The 17,599-nt window shown below is 47.7% G+C and carries 19 protein-coding genes, 1 tRNA gene and 1 rRNA gene; 8 read left to right on the top strand and 13 right to left on the bottom strand.

Annotated features, from left to right (window positions below):
• Window positions 1-72 precede the first annotated feature (72 nt).
• Together H027_RS0109285 and H027_RS0109280 are read right to left on the bottom strand one after the other, a co-directional pair.
• Window positions 73-148 (bottom strand) — tRNA-Glu (locus H027_RS0109285).
• 45 nt (window positions 149-193) lie between these two features.
• Window positions 194-1,737, bottom strand: a 16S ribosomal RNA gene (locus H027_RS0109280).
• A gap of 406 nt (window positions 1,738-2,143) precedes the next feature.
• Between H027_RS0109280 and H027_RS0109275 the strand changes: the two genes are divergently transcribed.
• Window positions 2,144-2,686: a gamma carbonic anhydrase family protein gene (locus H027_RS0109275; RefSeq protein ID WP_024872181.1), complete on the top strand. Its 543-nt coding sequence runs from the start codon at window positions 2,144-2,146 to the stop codon at window positions 2,684-2,686.
• A gap of 3 nt (window positions 2,687-2,689) precedes the next feature.
• Here H027_RS0109275 and aroE read toward each other — a convergent pair whose 3' ends face one another.
• The 7 genes from aroE to H027_RS0109240 are packed head-to-tail and all read right to left on the bottom strand — an operon-like array spanning window position 2,690 to window position 8,008.
• Window positions 2,690-3,511, bottom strand: coding sequence for a shikimate dehydrogenase (gene aroE / locus H027_RS0109270; RefSeq protein WP_024872180.1), 822 nt, complete (start codon window positions 3,509-3,511; stop codon window positions 2,690-2,692).
• A 41-nt stretch (window positions 3,512-3,552) separates the two neighbouring features.
• The gene (gene tsaC, locus H027_RS0109265; RefSeq protein WP_024872179.1) at window positions 3,553-4,113 is read right to left on the bottom strand and encodes an L-threonylcarbamoyladenylate synthase type 1 TsaC; all 561 of its coding nucleotides are present in this window, start codon (window positions 4,111-4,113) and stop codon (window positions 3,553-3,555) included.
• 43 nt (window positions 4,114-4,156) lie between these two features.
• Entirely contained in the window at window positions 4,157-4,660 is a 504-nt protein-coding gene (gene purE / locus H027_RS0109260; RefSeq protein WP_024872178.1) for a 5-(carboxyamino)imidazole ribonucleotide mutase, read from the bottom strand.
• 52 nt (window positions 4,661-4,712) lie between these two features.
• Entirely contained in the window at window positions 4,713-5,288 is a 576-nt protein-coding gene (locus H027_RS0109255) for a DNA topoisomerase family protein (protein ID WP_024872177.1), read from the bottom strand.
• A gap of 29 nt (window positions 5,289-5,317) precedes the next feature.
• Complete coding sequence (locus H027_RS0109250) at window positions 5,318-5,791, bottom strand: DUF494 family protein (RefSeq protein ID WP_024872176.1); 474 nt, start codon at window positions 5,789-5,791, stop codon at window positions 5,318-5,320.
• A gap of 2 nt (window positions 5,792-5,793) precedes the next feature.
• Complete coding sequence (gene dprA, locus H027_RS0109245) at window positions 5,794-6,927, bottom strand: DNA-processing protein DprA (RefSeq protein ID WP_051448973.1); 1,134 nt, start codon at window positions 6,925-6,927, stop codon at window positions 5,794-5,796.
• Window positions 6,908-8,008 (bottom strand): LysM peptidoglycan-binding domain-containing protein, encoded by a 1,101-nt coding sequence (locus H027_RS0109240; RefSeq protein WP_161632453.1) that lies wholly within the window; start codon window positions 8,006-8,008, stop codon window positions 6,908-6,910. The genes dprA and H027_RS0109240 overlap by 20 nt, the downstream gene beginning before the upstream one ends.
• Before the next feature lie 100 nt (window positions 8,009-8,108).
• On the opposite strand from H027_RS0109240, the gene def reads away from it, so the two are divergent.
• Genes def through H027_RS0109215 form a run of 5 tightly spaced genes read left to right on the top strand, consistent with a single transcriptional unit; the run spans window position 8,109 to window position 13,720 of the window.
• Entirely contained in the window at window positions 8,109-8,618 is a 510-nt protein-coding gene (gene def / locus H027_RS0109235; protein WP_024872173.1) for a peptide deformylase, read from the top strand.
• An 11-nt stretch (window positions 8,619-8,629) separates the two neighbouring features.
• Entirely contained in the window at window positions 8,630-9,574 is a 945-nt protein-coding gene (fmt, locus tag H027_RS0109230; protein WP_024872172.1) for a methionyl-tRNA formyltransferase, read from the top strand.
• Window positions 9,575-9,597: 23 nt separating this feature from the next.
• The gene (gene rsmB, locus H027_RS0109225) at window positions 9,598-10,899 is read left to right on the top strand and encodes a 16S rRNA (cytosine(967)-C(5))-methyltransferase RsmB (protein ID WP_024872171.1); all 1,302 of its coding nucleotides are present in this window, start codon (window positions 9,598-9,600) and stop codon (window positions 10,897-10,899) included.
• Window positions 10,896-12,272, top strand: a complete 1,377-nt coding sequence (gene trkA / locus H027_RS0109220; RefSeq protein WP_024872170.1) for a Trk system potassium transporter TrkA — start codon at window positions 10,896-10,898, stop codon at window positions 12,270-12,272. The genes rsmB and trkA overlap by 4 nt, the downstream gene beginning before the upstream one ends.
• A 5-nt stretch (window positions 12,273-12,277) precedes the next feature.
• Window positions 12,278-13,720 (top strand): TrkH family potassium uptake protein, encoded by a 1,443-nt coding sequence (locus tag H027_RS0109215; protein ID WP_024872169.1) that lies wholly within the window; start codon window positions 12,278-12,280, stop codon window positions 13,718-13,720.
• Between the two features lie 70 nt (window positions 13,721-13,790).
• On the opposite strand, the gene H027_RS0109210 is transcribed toward H027_RS0109215, so the two are convergent.
• Window positions 13,791-14,246 (bottom strand): Rrf2 family transcriptional regulator, encoded by a 456-nt coding sequence (locus H027_RS0109210; RefSeq protein WP_024872168.1) that lies wholly within the window; start codon window positions 14,244-14,246, stop codon window positions 13,791-13,793.
• A 208-nt stretch (window positions 14,247-14,454) separates the two neighbouring features.
• On the opposite strand from H027_RS0109210, the gene trmL reads away from it, so the two are divergent.
• Window positions 14,455-14,919: a tRNA (uridine(34)/cytosine(34)/5-carboxymethylaminomethyluridine(34)-2'-O)-methyltransferase TrmL gene (gene trmL, locus H027_RS0109205; protein ID WP_024872167.1), complete on the top strand. Its 465-nt coding sequence runs from the start codon at window positions 14,455-14,457 to the stop codon at window positions 14,917-14,919.
• 45 nt (window positions 14,920-14,964) lie between these two features.
• Here the strand turns inward: trmL and lexA are convergent, their stop codons facing one another.
• The 3 genes from lexA to H027_RS0109190 form a co-directional block, all read right to left on the bottom strand.
• Window positions 14,965-15,585 carry a transcriptional repressor LexA gene (gene lexA, locus H027_RS0109200; RefSeq protein ID WP_024872166.1) on the bottom strand — a complete coding sequence of 207 codons (621 nt, stop codon included), beginning with the start codon at window positions 15,583-15,585 and terminating at the stop codon, window positions 14,965-14,967.
• An 82-nt stretch (window positions 15,586-15,667) separates the two neighbouring features.
• Complete coding sequence (ubiA, locus tag H027_RS0109195; RefSeq protein ID WP_024872165.1) at window positions 15,668-16,531, bottom strand: 4-hydroxybenzoate octaprenyltransferase; 864 nt, start codon at window positions 16,529-16,531, stop codon at window positions 15,668-15,670.
• 3 nt (window positions 16,532-16,534) lie between these two features.
• Window positions 16,535-17,086, bottom strand: coding sequence for a chorismate--pyruvate lyase family protein (locus H027_RS0109190; protein ID WP_081741449.1), 552 nt, complete (start codon window positions 17,084-17,086; stop codon window positions 16,535-16,537).
• Between the two features lie 81 nt (window positions 17,087-17,167).
• Between H027_RS0109190 and H027_RS0109185 the strand changes: the two genes are divergently transcribed.
• Complete coding sequence (locus H027_RS0109185) at window positions 17,168-17,596, top strand: flagellar basal body-associated FliL family protein (protein ID WP_024872163.1); 429 nt, start codon at window positions 17,168-17,170, stop codon at window positions 17,594-17,596.
• Window positions 17,597-17,599 lie beyond the last annotated feature (3 nt).

Genomic DNA, 17,599 nt, shown 5'->3' with positions numbered 1-17,599 from the left:
CACCAAGTTTTTCCAAGACGCTTGTTTGTCTTGATTGAACTTTATCAGCTTTCCAATTTTTTAAAGAACTTCTGGCGTCCCCTAGGGGATTCGAACCCCTGTTACCGCCGTGAAAGGGCGATGTCCTGGGCCTCTAGACGAAGGGGACACAAGCAATCTGTGTGAACACTCACATAGAGTCAATTAGTTAAGGTAAGGAGGTGATCCAACCGCAGGTTCCCCTACGGTTACCTTGTTACGACTTCACCCCAGTCATGAATCACACCGTGGTAATCGTCCTCCCGAAGGTTAGACTAACTACTTCTGGTGCAACCCACTCCCATGGTGTGACGGGCGGTGTGTACAAGGCCCGGGAACGTATTCACCGCAACATTCTGATTTGCGATTACTAGCGATTCCGACTTCACGGAGTCGAGTTGCAGACTCCGATCCGGACTACGACGTACTTTTTGGGTTCCGCTTGCTCTCGCGAGGTCGCTTCCCTCTGTATACGCCATTGTAGCACGTGTGTAGCCCTGGCCGTAAGGGCCATGATGACTTGACGTCATCCCCACCTTCCTCCGGTTTATCACCGGCAGTCTCCCTTGAGTTCCCGGCATGACCCGCTGGCAACAAAGGATAGGGGTTGCGCTCGTTGCGGGACTTAACCCAACATCTCACGACACGAGCTGACGACAGCCATGCAGCACCTGTGTCTGAGTTCCCGAAGGCACATTCGTATCTCTACAAACTTCTCAGCATGTCAAGGCCAGGTAAGGTTCTTCGCGTTGCATCGAATTAAACCACATGCTCCACCGCTTGTGCGGGCCCCCGTCAATTCATTTGAGTTTTAACCTTGCGGCCGTACTCCCCAGGCGGTCGATTTATCGCGTTAGCTTCGGAACCCACGCTCATAATGGCACAAACTCCAAATCGACATCGTTTACAGCGTGGACTACCAGGGTATCTAATCCTGTTTGCTCCCCACGCTTTCGCACCTGAGCGTCAGTCTTTGTCCAGGGGGCCGCCTTCGCCACCGGTATTCCTCCAGATCTCTACGCATTTCACCGCTACACCTGGAATTCTACCCCCCTCTACAAGACTCTAGTCGGACAGTTCGAAATGCAGTTCCCAGGTTGAGCCCGGGGCTTTCACATCTCGCTTATCCAACCGCCTGCGTGCGCTTTACGCCCAGTTATTCCGATTAACGCTTGCACCCTCCGTATTACCGCGGCTGCTGGCACGGAGTTAGCCGGTGCTTCTTCTGTGGGTAACGTCAATGCTGATGAGTATTAGTCATCAACCCTTCCTCCCCACTGAAAGTGCTTTACAACCCGAAGGCCTTCTTCACACACGCGGCATGGCTGCATCAGGGTTTCCCCCATTGTGCAATATTCCCCACTGCTGCCTCCCGTAGGAGTCTGGACCGTGTCTCAGTTCCAGTGTGGCTGGTCATCCTCTCAGACCAGCTAGAGATCGTCGCCTTGGTGAGCCGTTACCTCACCAACTAGCTAATCCCACATGGGTGCATCCAATCGCGGTAGGCCCGAAGGTCCCCACCTTTCCCCCGCAGGGCGTATGCGGTATTAGCAACCGTTTCCAGTTGTTATCCCCCTCGATTGGGCAGCTCCCCATGCATTACTCACCCGTCCGCCACTCGCCGGCAGGATAGCAAGCTATCCCCCGCTGCCGTTCGACTTGCATGTGTTAGGCCTGCCGCCAGCGTTCAATCTGAGCCATGATCAAACTCTTCAATTAAAGTTTTGGCTCAATGAATGACTTGTCTTTACAGACACTTCGTATCATTGATTAAATTTTTTCAATCTAATCAATCTACGCAAGTGCCCACACAGATTGCTTGATATGTTGTTAAAGAGCGTGGCTGTTAGGCCAGGGACGCGAATCTTACGCTTTCCCTCTTCGTTGTCAAGCGGTGTTTATCACAAACGGCTTGGCAACTTGAATCTTTACTGAGTTAACGTGCTGAATCTCAACTCGTTGCGGCGTCTGCCGTCTCAGTGGGGCCGCATTATAGGGGCCGATCTTTTTTGATCAAGTGCTTTTTTCAGTTTTTTTTAATCAATTTATTTATCTACATCTTGCTCTTATTTTATTCCTAGATATAAACATGGTTATCCACAATTGAATAAAAACAGGTCGTTTTGTGTCTTCTGTTCGTAGCTATCGAGGTATAAAACCTCAATTAGGGCATTCTGTTTATATCGATCCTCAAAGTTGTGTTATTGGAGATGTTCGTCTATCTGACGATACGAGTATTTGGCCAATGGCGGTGGTACGTGGGGATGTGAACTACATTACTATTGGTGCACGAAGCAATGTGCAGGATGGCTCGGTATTACATGTCAATCGGATCACAGAAAAGAATCCTGATGGTTGTCCGTTGATTATTGGTGAAGATGTCACGGTGGGTCATAAAGCTGTCTTGCATGGTTGCGTTATTCATGACCGGGTGTTGATCGGTATGGGAGCCATTATTCTTGATGGTGCCACCATTGAATCTGATGTCATTGTGGCAGCAGGTGCTGTTGTACCACCCCGTAAACGTCTGGTTTCAGGTTATGTTTATGTAGGCAATCCGGTAAAACAAGGTAGGGAGCTAACCGAAGATGAACGGGCCTTCTTTGTTCAATCCTCGGCTAATTATGTGTTATTAAAAAATGAGTTTATAAATGAAATGAAGCTGTAGCAATTATGCCCCGGTCAGATTCCGCCGTAATTCACGGATCACCTGCTTGGTTCCGGGGCGAATACCACGCCAGATAGCAAAACTTTCTGCAGCCTGGCAAACCAGCATCCCCAACCCATCAATGGTTTGAATTGCGCCGTGCTCTTTTGCCCAGAGGTTGAAGACCGTTTCCTTACTGCCATACATCATGTCATAAGTGACTGTTGCCGTGCCGATAACACTATTTGGAATATCAGGCATCGCGCCTGCCAAACTGGCGGATGTACCATTGATGATCAGATCGAATTCTTCGTTCAATTCTGTGAATCCACTCGCTCTGACCTTGCCCAACGTTGAAAATTCATGGGCAAGTTGCTCCGCCTTGGCTACTGTCCGGTTAGCGATGACAATTTCCGCAGGTTTTTGTTCCAGTAACGGGCCGAGCGCACCTCGACATGCACCACCAGCCCCTAATAACAGGATTTTTTTATCGGTCAGGTCGGTCAGATGATATTTCAGATCCTGTACTAACCCAGCACCATCGGTGTTATCACCCAGCAAAATGCCGTCATCGGTCAGTTTCAGGGTATTTACTGCACCCGCTAGTTTTGCTCTTGGTGAGAGCTGTTCCACCAGCTGAAAAGCTTGTTCTTTGAACGGAACAGTAACATTGGCCCCTTTCCCACCTTCAGCAAAGAAGCGCCGAATCGTACCGTCAAAATCATCAATCGGTGCTTCGATTTTTTCATACACCATAGCTTGCTGTGTCTGTCTGGCAAACAATGTATGAATGAACGGCGATTTACTATGGTTTATGGGATTACCAAAAACAGCATAACGATCCATGGCTAGCCTCTTGATTACCGCGGGCACCGGCAATCCTTTTGCTAGCCCGCGCGGAATAGTTGATTAGTGATCACATCACGGATTTCAGAGGGGTTATTTTGCGTCCCTACCTTTCCCGGCAGAATATAGTCTATTCGCTCTGCGAGCTGTAAGCGAACTTCCTCTGCTGTCCGACACGGAGGGAATGTTGTTAGGTTAGCACTGGTCGAAACCAATGGTTTGCCAAATCGCTGACACAATGCCTGCACTTGCGCATGAGCACTTACTCGTACCGCCAACGAGGAAAACTGACCGGTTAGCCATTTGGGCGTGGTTGGCTTTGCGGGGAAAATCCAAGTGTAAGGGCCAGGCCAGCTGTTAAAAGCGCGTTGTATCTGTTCGTTGGTTAGCTGGCTGATATCTAGGTAAGGAAGCAGTTGCTCCCACGTCGCTGCGATTAAAATTAATCCTTTTTCTACCGGTCGTTGCTTGATTTGCAGCAGCTTATGAACAGCAAGCTGATTATCCGGATCACAACCTAAACCAAAGACTGCTTCCGTGGCATAAGCAATCACGCCACCCGATTGCAAGGTCTTACATGCTTTTTGTAAATCATCACTCATAAACAATAAAGGCGACACAGGTCGCCTTCCTTTTCATTTTTCATTATTTTAACTGAGCTTGCAGGGCCGCATCTTTCGCGATGACTTCTTCAGCATTTTTCTGACGCTCAGCTTTAACTTTTGCAGCCAAAGCGTCATCCGCTACCGCGAGGATCTGTGCAGCTAAATAGCCCGCATTTTTAGCTCCCGCTTTACCAATCGCAACAGTAGCAACCGGAACGCCGCCAGGCATTTGTACAGTAGACAGCAATGCGTCCAGACCTTTCAGTGGACCACCATCGATCGGTACGCCAATCACTGCACGGGTAGTAATACCGGCAACCGCACCAGCCAGGTGAGCCGCCAGCCCCGCAGCGCAAATAAACACTTTACAACCGCGAGCTTCTGCATCAGTAACATAAGCGTGGGTAGCTGCTGGTGTACGGTGGGCTGAGGTGACTTTCACTTCATAGCTGATATCAAATGATTTCAGTACGTCTAATGTTGTCTGCATGACCGGGAAATCAGAATCAGAACCCATCAGAATGGCAACAAATGGTGTAGACATAGTACTTCCTTGCTTCGTTTGTCAGGTTAAAATTTTGTTAAAACCGGGGGCATTATAGTGAATCAGTGCTGTAGGTACACTCTTTTCTCGCACAGCAATATCTGATGCCATTTTTGCTCTTTCGTTCTACCAGTATAGACGACCCACAGTCGGGGCAGGTAGCCGCGACCGGTTTGTCATTAATTGCATATTTGCATTTCGGGTAGTTGCTACACGCATAGAATGTCTTCCCGTATCGGGAGATTTTTGCTTGCAGTTGTCCATGACAAAGTGGACATGCGGGTAATCGCTCTGCATTGGCAGAGGCATCGACACTGCTATTGGTTTCAATATGTGTACATTCAGGATAACCCGTACAGCCGATAAACAACCCGAAACGCCCTTTTTTAATGGCTAATGGTTTCCCGCATTCAGGGCATTTTGAATCATCTAATACCTTTTCTATCTGCACATTTTGTTGCTGTAAGGGTCGGATGTATTGGCATGCAGGATAATTATCACAGCCCAAAAACAGGCCATGTTTACTACGGCGCAAAGACAAAGCACCACCACACTCTGGACAAAGACGGTATTCTTTATCCAGAGCGTGTTCTTGCATAGAAAATAGAGAGGAATCAATTTTACTCATTGAATTGAGTCACCAGGATCGGTGTATGGTTACTGGATCGTGACAGATTCTGGTTCAAACATCAGCTCTTCCATCTGATGGCAGGCATTTTCACCACCAGGAAGATTGAATAACACCATCATGACCACCCACTTCAGGTCATCTAATTCTATTTCTGGTGAATCCAATTCCATCAAGCGTTCAATAACAATCTCGCGGGTATCGCAATTTAACACGCGGATTTGCTCTAGAAATAATAAAAAACCCCGGCATTCGGTGCTTAATTTCAGCATCTCTTCCGAAGCATAAACACGGAAAGAATCAGAGGCACAGGCAATATATTCTGGCGCTTCATCACTATCATGCAATGTAGCTAAATGCTCAAGCCAGGATAATGCTTTATATATTTCGGGTTTTTGAAAGCCGGCACGAGTCAGTTCATCCGTCAGGGCATCCTGATCAACCATGAAATCTAACTCACTTTGCACATATGTTTCGAACAGGTACATTAAGACATCAAACATAATTAGGCACTCCTCGTTCGCACATAACCACCCGGTACTGACAAAATTAATCCTTCTAATTCGAGTGTGATTAATTCGGTCATCACCTCCTGAACAGGTAACCCACTTTTCGCTGTAATCACATCAATTGCGGTGACTTCATCACTTCTTACGTTATCTAACAATCGAGAAAATGGCAAATCAGATGAAGCTTCTTCAAATATAGGACTCGTTTTATTGTCATGCCTCATCAATTGTGTAAAAACACCAAGCTCTTCTATTATATCGGCAGCATCACAAACAAGTTTTGCACCTTGTTGAATTAATCTGTGACAACCCCGAGCATTGATGTTGTTTGCTCGCCCCGGTACGGCAAAAACTTCCCGATTATGTTCCAAAGCGTAGCGGGCTGTAATTAATGACCCACTTTTTTCCGCTGCCTCAATCACCAATGTACCTAGACTCAGACCACTGATAATACGGTTACGGCGGGGAAAATGTTCAGCCTTTGGCAAAGTTTGTGGAAAAAATTCAGAAATCAACGCACCACCTTCTCCAATGATCTGACCGGCGAGTGATTTATGTTTCGATGGATAGACATGCATGAGCCCACAGCCTTGGACTGCGACAGTTCGACCTCTCGATTGCAGTGCGGTTTGATGACAGATGGCATCAATCCCAGCCGCTAACCCGGAAGTGATGGTAAACCCATGGGCGACAAGTTCTTGCGAAAACAATTGGGCGGCATCGCGTCCATCCGATGTTGGCTTTCTTGATCCGACGACAGCCAATTGCATCTGATTAATGACATCCAAATTCCCGTCTATAAATAGGATTAACGGTGCACCAACAATATTCCGAAGCAATGCCGGATAGGCAGGATGCTCTATATCAATGAGATGGTGTTGATCAGTGTGAGCCCAAGCCAAGACCGACTGGTATTTCTCAGCGGAAAAATCGAACCAATAACGAATTTGTTGTTCATTCCAACCGTGTTCAGTCAGAAATACCGCATCTCGCCCTTGCAACTCCGCAACGGAAAAATGCTGTAATAAATTAGCCCCTTTAACGGGGCCAATTCCAGGAATACTCGTAAAATGTAACCAAAGCGCTAATTCTTCTTCCGACAGTAACGACTCAAGGGTTCTCCACCGCATAACCAGCCTTCACTAGGTCCCGACTATCCATCACAATTGCCAAACTGGTTTTTTGATAAACCTTTATCACCATCAACTCGCCGATTTTATCTGCCATCAGCGTTGTCGGTTGTTTATCCATTAATTTCTGCCCTATCGTACTATCTTGCTGATAGACGATCTGATCGGGCCCGTTATCGACCAGTTTAGCGCCGGGACGTACAATACCGAAAACATCACCCGGTTTCAGGTGTTCACGTGCCCCTTTGTCAATAATGACAGTGTCATACCGGCCAACATAAGTGCTTTTCATTGGTATATCAATGATATGCCCACCTTGTGGCAGATTGCCTGGCTCTGGCACAAAATAAGCGTCAATACTGCTCTCGCTTAACATGGGTAATAAACGATCTCCTCTCCGGATTTCACTGAAACTTGAGAGGACATCTACCGCAGTAATGTTTTGGTTGTATAACTCTTTCGGTTGCACTATGCCGACCAATTCGAGCTGACGGCCCAGTTCTTCCCCGGTTTGTTCGTTTTTGTACATATTCCCGACGTGATAGACCCCGTATGTCTTATCCAAATCAGGTTTACCACGAACATGTATGGTTTGCCCTTTAGACATATAAATGCTTCGGTCTTCATTGTCGCCGAGAATATACGGTGCATGCTCAATATCCACGCCATTATCGACGACCAGATCGGCACGCAGGAACTGGGAGATTTCCGACAGCTCCACCACAGGAATCGGTGCCTGTGGTTCTTCGACACGCATCTGAGGTGATAGCCGGATCACTTTTTTCCCTTCTCGGGCATCTGAATGATCCAGCACTAACCGAGGCTGACCATGTACCCAGGTTAAACGCAACCGATCGCCAGGATAAATCCAATGTGGATTTTTGATCTGGCGATTCATGTTCCACAACCGCGGCCACAACCAGGGTTTAGTCAGAAAACGCCCCGAAATATCCCATAATGTATCGCCTTTCCGAACAACATATTGCTGTGGGTGATCTTTGCGTAACGCCAAGGTATCGGCGCTGACCTGAAAAGCGAGTAATGCAGACGCTAAAAAAAGCGATATATAACGTGGTTTCATGATCATCCCTGTCCCCGTTTATGCCGGACGGCTGTTATTTTCAACGCCAGCCGACTAAAATCAGGCTGACAGTTACGATTTGTGAGTATTAATTAATTATATGGCTACTCTGGAAGTTTTACGTTTTCCTGATGAACGGTTGCGAAAAATTGCTACGCCGGTCGAAAAAATCACTTCTGACCTCGAACATATTATAGAGGATATGTTTGAAACTATGTATCAGGAAGAAGGGATTGGGCTAGCTGCGACACAGGTCAACATTCATAAACGAATCATCGTCGTTGATACGTCGGAAAATCGGGACCAACCCCTTGTTTTTATCAATCCGGAGCTGATTGAGAAACGGGGCGAAACCGGTATTGAAGAAGGCTGTCTTTCTGTTCCGGAATGTCGAGCTTTTGTACCAAGAGCAGAATGGGTAAAAGTCCGGGCTTGGGATCGACATGGCGAACCCTTTGAAATTGAAACCGATGGATTATTAGCCATTTGCTTACAACATGAAATGGATCATTTGGTTGGCAAATTGTTCGTGGATTATTTGTCGCCGTTAAAACGGCAACGTATCCGGCAGAAGCTGGAAAAGATCGCTCGTCAAGAACGTTCATCCTAATGGAAATACCCGTGCAGAATCTTCGTATTGTATTTGCAGGAACACCCGATTTCGCCGCCAAACACCTACAAGCCCTATTGGATGCAGGATTACAGGTGGTGGCGGTTTACACGCAGCCGGACAGACCTGCAGGCCGAGGGAATAAGCTGACCCCCAGCCCAGTCAAAACGCTGGCGCTGGAGCACGGACTCCCTGTCTATCAGCCAGAAAATTTTAAGAATGCAGAGGATCAACAAGCATTAGCAGCCCTCAACGCTGATTTGATGGTTGTGGTGGCTTATGGATTGCTGTTACCTCAACCTGTGCTGACCACACCACGGCTGGGCTGTATTAATGTTCACGGGTCTCTGCTGCCACGTTGGCGCGGAGCCGCTCCGATCCAGCGCGCCATTTGGGCGGGAGATGCTGAAACCGGCGTGACCATCATGCAGATGGATGTTGGTCTGGATACGGGTGACATGTTGCATAAAGTGGTGCGACCTATTACGGCTGAGGAAACCAGTGCGTCACTGTATGACAAATTGGCAATCGATGGCCCCCGCGGGCTGTTAATGACCATCGGTCAAATCGCCACCGGTCAGACGACACCCGAAAAGCAAGATGATGTCGCAGCGACCTATGCCAAGAAACTCACCAAAGAAGAAGCACAGATCGACTGGCAACAGGATGCCGTTTTTATTGAGCGTTGTATTCGCGCCTTCAACCCCTGGCCTGTGAGTTATTTCAGCCTTGCCGAGCAGAACATTAAAGTCTGGCAAGCAGAAGTTTTGACCAGTGACAAACAATACCCGCCAGGCACCATCGTACAGGCCACCAAACAAGGTCTGGACGTGGCAACCGGTAATGGCCTGCTACGCATCAAACAATTGCAGTTACCCGGCAAAAAAGCCATGTCATTTGCTGACGTATTGAATGCTCGTCAGGATCTGTTCCTTCCCGGCAATCTTCTGCCTTAACCGTTTTTAATGAGTGACCATTTATGAAAGTTAGGGCAACGGCCGCTAAAGTCGTTTATCAGGTAGTGGAACAGGGCCTCTCGCTTTCTACCGCATTGCCTGCTGCACAACCCTTGATCGCAGCTAAAGACCGGGCTTTATTACAGGAAATCTGTTACGGCACGTTGCGTTGGCTGAACCGCCTGGAGTTTATTGCCGAAAAACTGATTGAGCGCCCGTTAAAAGGTAAACATCGGACACTGCACTATCTGTTATTGGTCGGATTGTATCAACTGCTGTATACCCGCATACCCGCCCATGCGGTATTGGCAGAAACCGTTAATGCCTCTGGTGCCCTTAACGGCGACAGCTTCCGGGCCTTGATCAACGGTGTCTTACGTAATGCACAGCGCCAGCAAGCCGAGTTGTTGGTGGCGGCAGATAAAAATGAAGCAACACGCTTCAGTTATCCACGCTGGTTATTGAAAAAAATCAAACAATCCTGCCAGTATGGTTATGTTTCCGTATTACAGGCAGGCAATGAATACCCGCCCATGTGGCTTAGAGTCAATCTCAGCCAGCAGACTCGCGATGACTATCAACAGCTGCTAATGCAGCAAGGGATTCACAGCACCCTGCATCCATCTTGTGATTCTGCATTATTGCTGGAGAAGGCCTGTGATGTGAATGAGCTACCGGGTTTCAGTGAGGGGCTTTGTTCTGTGCAAGACGCTGCGGCGCAACATGCAGCTTGGCTACTCGACCCGCAGCCGGACGAAATAATTCTCGATGCCTGTGCTGCTCCCGGCGGTAAAACCGCGCATATATTGGAAAGACAGCCCGCGCTCAAGCAATTAATCGCCGTTGATAGCGATGCCAAGCGCTTGATGCGTGTAAGTGAAAATTTACAACGCATCAAACTAGATGCCACACTGATCAACGGCGATGCCTCGCAGCCAGAACTATGGTGGGATGGGCCGCAGTTTGATCGAATTTTATTAGATGCCCCCTGTTCGGCAACAGGGGTGATCCGGCGGCATCCGGATATCAAATGGTTACGCCGTGCAGAAGATATTAGCGAATTGGCTCATCTGCAAAGCCTGATTTTGGATGCAATGTGGCAACAATTAAAACCCGGTGGTACTTTGTTATATGCCACATGCTCCATATTATCTGATGAAAATAGTCTGCAAATAAAATCGTTTCTGGAACGAACTGCCGACGCAATTCATGTTCCGTTGCACGCGAAAGACACAACCGAACAACCTGGCTGGCAAATTTACCCCGGAGAGCAGCAGATGGACGGCTTTTTCTACGCCAAATTGACTAAGCGGATTACAGCATGAAAATCATTATTGTCGGCGCCGGACAAGTTGGCGGCACACTGGCCGAAAATCTGGTTGGTGAAAATAACGAAATTACGCTCGTGGATACCGATGCGGAACGACTACGCGAATTACAAGATAAATATGATCTGCGTATCGTATGTGGTCCGGGTTCTTACCCCGGCGTGTTGCGTGAAGCCGGTGCTGATGATGCTGACATGCTGGTTGCCGTCACCAGCAGTGATGAATGCAATATGGTGGCCTGCCAAATTGCATATTCTCTGTTCAATATTCCAAATAAAGTAGCCCGGATCCGCTCTCACGCCTATTTGTCCTCCAGAGAGAAACTCTTTAAGGGCGAAGTCTTCCATATTGATCATTTGATCTCGCCGGAACAGCTCGTTATTGAATACATGCGTCGTCTGATTGAATATCCTGGCGCGCTACAGGTGGCCGATTTTGCTGGCGGACGCCTCGGTCTGGTCGCCGTTAAAGCCTATTACGGTGGCCCATTGGTCGGTAACGCACTGGCTACCCTGAAAGAACATATGCCAAACATTGATACACGTGTGGCCGCCATCTTCCGACAGGGTCGTTCTATCCGTCCGCAAGGCACAACCATCATTGAGGCCGATGATGAAGTGTTCTTCGTTGCTGCGTCAGGTCATATTCGGGCCGTCATGTCGGAATTGCAGCGTCTGGAAAGCCCATACCGCCGGATCATGATCGTTGGTGGTGGGAACGTCGGTGCCGGTCTGGCTCGTCAATTGGAAGGTCGATACAGCGTTAAGCTGATTGAGCGCAATCCGGAACGTGCGGAAGCGCTTTCCGAAATGCTGGAAGAAACCATTGTCTTCTGTGGTGATTCCGCCAACCAGGAATTATTGCAAGAAGAACATATCGAACAGATTGATGTATTCATTGCCGTTACCAATGATGATGAAGCCAACATCATGTCTGCCATGTTGGCAAAGAAACTCGGTGCCCGGAAAGCGATTGTGTTAATTCAACGCAGCGCTTATGTAGATCTGGTTCAGGGTGGCACCATTGATATTGCCGTATCACCCCAACAAGCGACAATCTCTGCCTTATTGACCCATGTCCGTCGAGCCGATATTGCCAACGTCTATTCACTGCGCCGCGGTGTAGCCGAAGCAATCGAAGCGATTGCTCATGGTGACGAACATACCTCCAAAGTCGTGGGTCGATCTATTGGCGAATTGAAACTGCCGCCAGGTGCCACCATTGGCGCCATTGTGCGGGGTGATGAAGTATTGATCGCACATGATTCAACCGTGATCCAACAGGATGACCACGTGGTAATGTTTTTAGTGGATAAAAAACATATCCCCGAGGTTGAACGTCTATTCCAGCCAAGCCCGTTCTTCTTGTAGGTCATATGATTAATTTTAAATCCATTACCTTCGTTATTGGCCTGACGCTATCGAAACTGGCCCTCTTTATGTGGTTACCACTATTGGTTGCTTTTTTTAGTGGTACGGCAGGAACGGCGGAGTTTCTCGCTTCTGCGGTGATCACGCATGTAGCGGCCTTACTGTTGATCCGGCTGGGATATCAGCAAACATTCCGTCTGAGCGTCAGAGATATGTTTGTAATGACGAGTCTGGTCTCGCTTGTTGCCTGCGCTTTCGCGACGCTGCCTTTCTTATTCCTCAGTAAACTGCATTTTACCGATGCTTACTTTGAAGCCATGTCCGGCTTAACGACGACAGGCTCCACCGTTATGAGCGGGCTGGACAGAATGCCGCCGGCAATCCTGCTATGGCGCTCGCTGTTACAGTGGCTCGGTGGTGTCGGCTTCATTATTCTTGCTGTTGCCGTATTACCCTATCTGAACGTAGGTGGGATGAAATTATTCCAGATGGAATCATCTGATCGTTCAGAGAGAGATACACCTCGCATGTCCGGTGTGGCTCGTAATATTCTCATTGTCTATGTCGCGCTTAGCTTGATCTGTTGTCTCTGTTATTGGTTTAGTGGCATGTCATTATTTGATGCCATTAATCATGCCATGACGACATTAAGTACAGGCGGTTTTTCGACGCACGACATTTCCATGAATGCCTTCTCGCCACAGGCGCAGTGGGTCGCCAGTGTATTTATGTTCTTAGGCGGGCTGCCCTTCATACTCTACGTACAAAGCGTGCGTCGCCGGGAAGGTTTACTGTTTCGGGATGCTCAAGTGCGTGGTTTTTTCTGGTTAGTGCTGGGAACGAGTCTGCTGATGAGTGTTTGGCTCTGGTATTCAAGCACCTTCAGTCTGGAAGATGCCTTTCGCATTACCACATTCAATGTCATTTCTATCCTGACCACTACCGGATACCGTTTAACAGATTTTAGTCACTGGAGTTATATGACTACCGTGATTTTTATCTTACTCATGTTTCTGGGGGCGTGTTCTGGTTCCACCTCGGGTGGATTAAAACTGTTCCGCATTCAAATTGCAGGAGCCTTGTTTCAAAAGCAAGCCCGCCAATTGATGCACCCTGCTGGGGTATTCCCACAAAAATACAATGGTCGTCCGGTCAATGACGCCATTGTCCGCTCTATTGTCGCCTTTGTGCTCAGTTATCTGGCAATCATTACCCTAAGTGCCATTGTCCTCGGTATGTTTAATCTGACGCCACAGGAAGCGATTAGTGGAGCCATCACTGCCATGGGTAATATCGGCCCTGGTTTAGGCAGCAAAATAGGTCCTGCGGGGAATTTTTCCAGTTTACCGGATGCCGCAAAATGGGTGCTGGCTGGAGACATGATGTTGGGACGTTTAGAGGTATTAACCGTCGCAGTCTTACTCTTCCCTTCATTTTGGAAAGATTAATACCACGAAAAAAGCCACAGGCTGAATGCTGTGGCTTTTCTGGATTTATGGTTAAACAAGCAGTTTGCAGTTAAACCGCGTCAACAGCCATGACAGGGATATTCAGTCCCAGCAGACCGCACATCCGCTCTTCGTCTTTCACCAAATCCGCAAGCGTGAATTCAGCCAATACGCCCATAAATGCCCGCATGGCTTTTCGCATGATGGATTGGAAACGACATCCCGGAGCTAACCGGCAGCCTTCACGCTGACAATCCAGTAAACAACTCACATTTTCCATATCCGCAATCAAATCACCCAGATTGATTTCGGAACTTACGCGAGCCAAACGAATACCACCATGTTTTCCACGAATAGTTTCGATATATCCTTTCATGCCCAGCTGATGAACAATTTTGACCACATGATTACGAGAAATAGAAAAGCGATCAGCCACTTCAGTAATCGTGGATAAATGCTGTTCCGGTTGCAAGGCCAGAAACACCAGCGTTCGTAAGGCATAATCCGTAAATAAAGTCAGCTGCATATACTATCTTTCTACTCACTATAATTTCATCGCAACCCATCAGGCGACAGGATGAGATAACTACATTTATATATGTAATAATATAGTTCGTTGTTACATGACATCTTTATAAAAGATCAACTTTTAGCGAAGTTATCCACATAATTGTCAATTATCTGACAACAATAACAGTTATTCACGATGACTCGAGATCAATACCTGGCCTGCTATGCTACATATTGCGTTATACGAACCAGAGATACCGCCTAATACTGGCAACATTATCCGTCTTTGCGCCAACACCGGATATTTCCTGCACATCATCGAACCCACCGGGTTTGCCTGGGATGATAAACGTCTGCGGCGTGCAGGCCTCGACTACCATGAGTTTGCAGAGATCAAACGTCATGCTGATTTTTCAGCATTTTTGAATGATGTCGGTGATGCTCGGCTGTTTGCTTGTACCACTAAGGGTAAAGCCTACCCCTCGGATGCCGGATTTCAGGCGGGTGACGTTTTGCTGTTTGGACCTGAAACCCGTGGGCTTCCTATGTCGATCATTGAAAGTCTGCCGGAAGCACAACGACTGCGGATCCCGATGCTGCCGCAAAGTCGCAGTATGAATCTTTCAAATGCAGTGTCTGTGTTCGTCTATGAAAGCTGGCGTCAATTAGGTTTTGCCGGGGCGGTATAAAGAAAGTAAGTGAGTCGAGAGCAAACTCGGCTCACTGTTTTGTGGTTACATCCAACTACCATTGCGGATCACGCCGACAGCCAATCCTTCAATACTGAGTTGTTCTTGTGTCAAATCAACCACTATAGGTTCCAGTTCTTCATTCTCGGGCAGTAAACGCACGGTATTTCCCTTGCGCTCAAAACGCTTCACGGTTACTTCATCATCCCCGACTCTGGCAACTATAACCTGACCATTATTCGCTTGGGTGGTTTTATGCACAGCAAGCAAATCGCCATCTAAGATACCGATATTTTTCATGCTCATGCCATGCACCCGCAATAGAAAATCGGCACGGGGATGGAATAACGAGCCGTCTATTTGGTAATGGGTTTCGATATGTTGTTGGGCCAGAATAGGTTCTCCTGCCGCCACTTGACCAATGAGCGGCAATCCCTCTTCTTCTGGTTCCTCATCGGTCAATAATTGTATGCCACGGGAAGTGCCTGGCATCATTCGGATCACGCCTTTTTTAGCCAGTGCTTTCAGATGCTCTTCCGCTGCGTTGGCTGATTTAAACCCAAGCTCAGAAGCAATCTCGGCTCGCGTCGGTGGCATTCCAGTTTGTTGCACAGCAGAACGAATAAGAGCCAGTACTTCGGCTTGACGGGGGGTAAGCTGCTTCATGAGATAAGCCTGTGTTTTTATACAGATAACTGTGAGTATATACAGTTATCTGTATAAAAACAAAGGCTCATCTACAAACTAGCTACCACTGAGAAAATAAAATGCCCGCAAATACGACAACACCAACCCAGTTGTTGTTCAAAAAAGCCTTAAAACAGGCGTCACGTTGACGATGCCAGATCAAATATTGTTGATAGATGAATAAACAGAGCGCGACCAACAAGGCCATAAAATAACTGATTGTCAGTTCAGATAACCAGCCAACCAAGCTCAATAAAGCCAAAGTACTGAACTGCAATAATGCGATATACAACCTATCATTTTTACCGAACAGGATTGCCGTTGATTTGATGCCGATTTTCACATCATCATCCCGATCAACCATCGCATACATCGTATCGTAGGCCACGGTCCATAACAGATTAGCCAAGAAGAGTAGCCAGCTGATAAGGCTCAAATGCCCGGTGACGGCAGCATAAGCCATGGGGATCGCCCACGAGAACGCCATTCCGAGAATGACTTGAGGCAGTGAAGTGACTCGTTTCATAAACGGATAAACGGCGGCGAGCAACAATCCACCCGTAGAAAGATAAATCGTGAAGCGATTAAGTTGCCAAACGAGCAAGAATGCAACCACCACCAATATCAGGAAAAAAGATAAGGCCCGAAAGGTCGTGATGCGTCCAGAAGGCAATGGTCTGAAGGCGGTACGTTTTACGTGTCCATCAAAATGACGGTCGGCATAATCGTTGATCACACATCCGGCTGCACGCATCACGACCACACCGAGTGAGAACACAATTAACAATGAAAAAGAGGGCATTCCCCCCGACGCTAACCACAAGGCCCAAAGGGTCGGCCATAGCAATAATAATGTACCAATGGGTTTGTCCAAACGCGCCAATTGCCAGTAGGGTTGCCATTGGGTAGGTATTACCGACATCATTAGTCACACTCCATACATCGGGTGTTGAGGTAAAAAAACCTCAGTTAAGCTTAGCTGACAGGAACGAAAACACACGGTGGAACGACGGCCCCAAAGCGGATGAGTCTCTGTACATCCCCATTGCGGCAACAGCTTGGCAAAGGAAGCCTGTGTCGAAAAATCTGCCACCTCAAACTCCCTGCAGCTATTCTGTTCTTCTGCTGCAGCAAATAGCAGCGTCCCCAGCGGTTGCGCTTTCCAATTCAATAAATCAGGTTCATTCTGAAGCTGGCTGGTCGTCACTTGAGTGAGCCCCCAGATCCATGGCCGCTCATCATCTGATAATAAGACTTGTCGCATGAGCTGAGTGGAAGATGTTGCTTTCGATGGTATCCAACCAGAGGTCAACAAATGAACCCTGAGCTGCGAAGTATGCTGACAAAGTTTGGCGGTTAATGACGTCGGATCAAATAACCAGTCGGCATAACGTTCCGGCCATGTCATTGATGTTGCCGAAAGCCAAACAAGTTGATCCAGATCCTCTACATCGGTGAGTAGATCGTATTGCGGCCTCATCAAGCTTGACGAAAATGCGTTTGCCTTGAACAATTTACTTAACACTCACTTTGGCTGTTATTTGCTGCCCGGAATTTAGTTATGAAAATCATGTCACGTTTACTCTGGTTATGTTGCCTGATCCCGTTTTTGGTACTAGCCTCAGAAGGCGGCGGTGAGGGTGGAAAAACCGAAGATCCGAACAAACCCGTCATTACTTATTTTTCCCTTGACCCTGAAATCATTACTAATTACATCACGACCAACAATGAAATGGGATATATCCGCGTCAAAGTTGAGCTCATGGTCAATAGTGCTGCCGAATTGGCGTTAGTCCAAAAACACGAACCATTGATTCGCGATACCATCAATGACGTATTGGGAAAAGAAACCGTCGAACATATCCGCTCTCTCAAAGGCCGGGAAGTGATCCGCTTAGAATGTCAGGATAAAATAAACGAACGACTCCAAAAGGAGACTGGAAAAAATCTGGTTCGCGACCTGATCTTTACCAACTACCTATACCAATAACCT

This window comes from Tolumonas lignilytica (genome assembly GCF_000527035.1).
In the GTDB taxonomy this organism is placed as follows: Bacteria; Pseudomonadota; Gammaproteobacteria; order Enterobacterales; family Aeromonadaceae; genus Tolumonas; species Tolumonas lignilytica.
Note: the sequence above shows the minus strand (reverse complement) of the source record. Positions and strands in the feature narration are given on the sequence as shown.

Bases quoted from the DNA above. Each gene is read 5' to 3' on its own strand.
- aroE (WP_024872180.1), bottom strand. From the start codon at position 3,511: ATGGATCGTTATGCTGTTTTTGGTAATCCCATAAACCATAGTAAATCG.
- tsaC (WP_024872179.1), bottom strand. From the start codon at position 4,113: ATGAGTGATGATTTACAAAAAGCATGTAAGACCTTGCAATCGGGTGGC.
- purE (WP_024872178.1), bottom strand. From the start codon at position 4,660: ATGTCTACACCATTTGTTGCCATTCTGATGGGTTCTGATTCTGATTTC.
- H027_RS0109255 (WP_024872177.1), bottom strand. From the start codon at position 5,288: ATGAGTAAAATTGATTCCTCTCTATTTTCTATGCAAGAACACGCTCTG.
- H027_RS0109250 (WP_024872176.1), bottom strand. From the start codon at position 5,791: ATGTTTGATGTCTTAATGTACCTGTTCGAAACATATGTGCAAAGTGAG.
- dprA (WP_051448973.1), bottom strand. From the start codon at position 6,927: ATGCGGTGGAGAACCCTTGAGTCGTTACTGTCGGAAGAAGAATTAGCG.
- H027_RS0109240 (WP_161632453.1), bottom strand. From the start codon at position 8,008: ATGAAACCACGTTATATATCGCTTTTTTTAGCGTCTGCATTACTCGCT.
- def (WP_024872173.1), top strand. From the start codon at position 8,109: ATGGCTACTCTGGAAGTTTTACGTTTTCCTGATGAACGGTTGCGAAAA.
- rsmB (WP_024872171.1), top strand. From the start codon at position 9,598: ATGAAAGTTAGGGCAACGGCCGCTAAAGTCGTTTATCAGGTAGTGGAA.
- trkA (WP_024872170.1), top strand. From the start codon at position 10,896: ATGAAAATCATTATTGTCGGCGCCGGACAAGTTGGCGGCACACTGGCC.
- H027_RS0109215 (WP_024872169.1), top strand. From the start codon at position 12,278: ATGATTAATTTTAAATCCATTACCTTCGTTATTGGCCTGACGCTATCG.
- H027_RS0109210 (WP_024872168.1), bottom strand. From the start codon at position 14,246: ATGCAGCTGACTTTATTTACGGATTATGCCTTACGAACGCTGGTGTTT.
- trmL (WP_024872167.1), top strand. From the start codon at position 14,455: ATGCTACATATTGCGTTATACGAACCAGAGATACCGCCTAATACTGGC.
- lexA (WP_024872166.1), bottom strand. From the start codon at position 15,585: ATGAAGCAGCTTACCCCCCGTCAAGCCGAAGTACTGGCTCTTATTCGT.
- ubiA (WP_024872165.1), bottom strand. From the start codon at position 16,531: ATGATGTCGGTAATACCTACCCAATGGCAACCCTACTGGCAATTGGCG.
- H027_RS0109190 (WP_081741449.1), bottom strand. From the start codon at position 17,086: ATGAGGCCGCAATACGATCTACTCACCGATGTAGAGGATCTGGATCAA.
- H027_RS0109185 (WP_024872163.1), top strand. From the start codon at position 17,168: ATGAAAATCATGTCACGTTTACTCTGGTTATGTTGCCTGATCCCGTTT.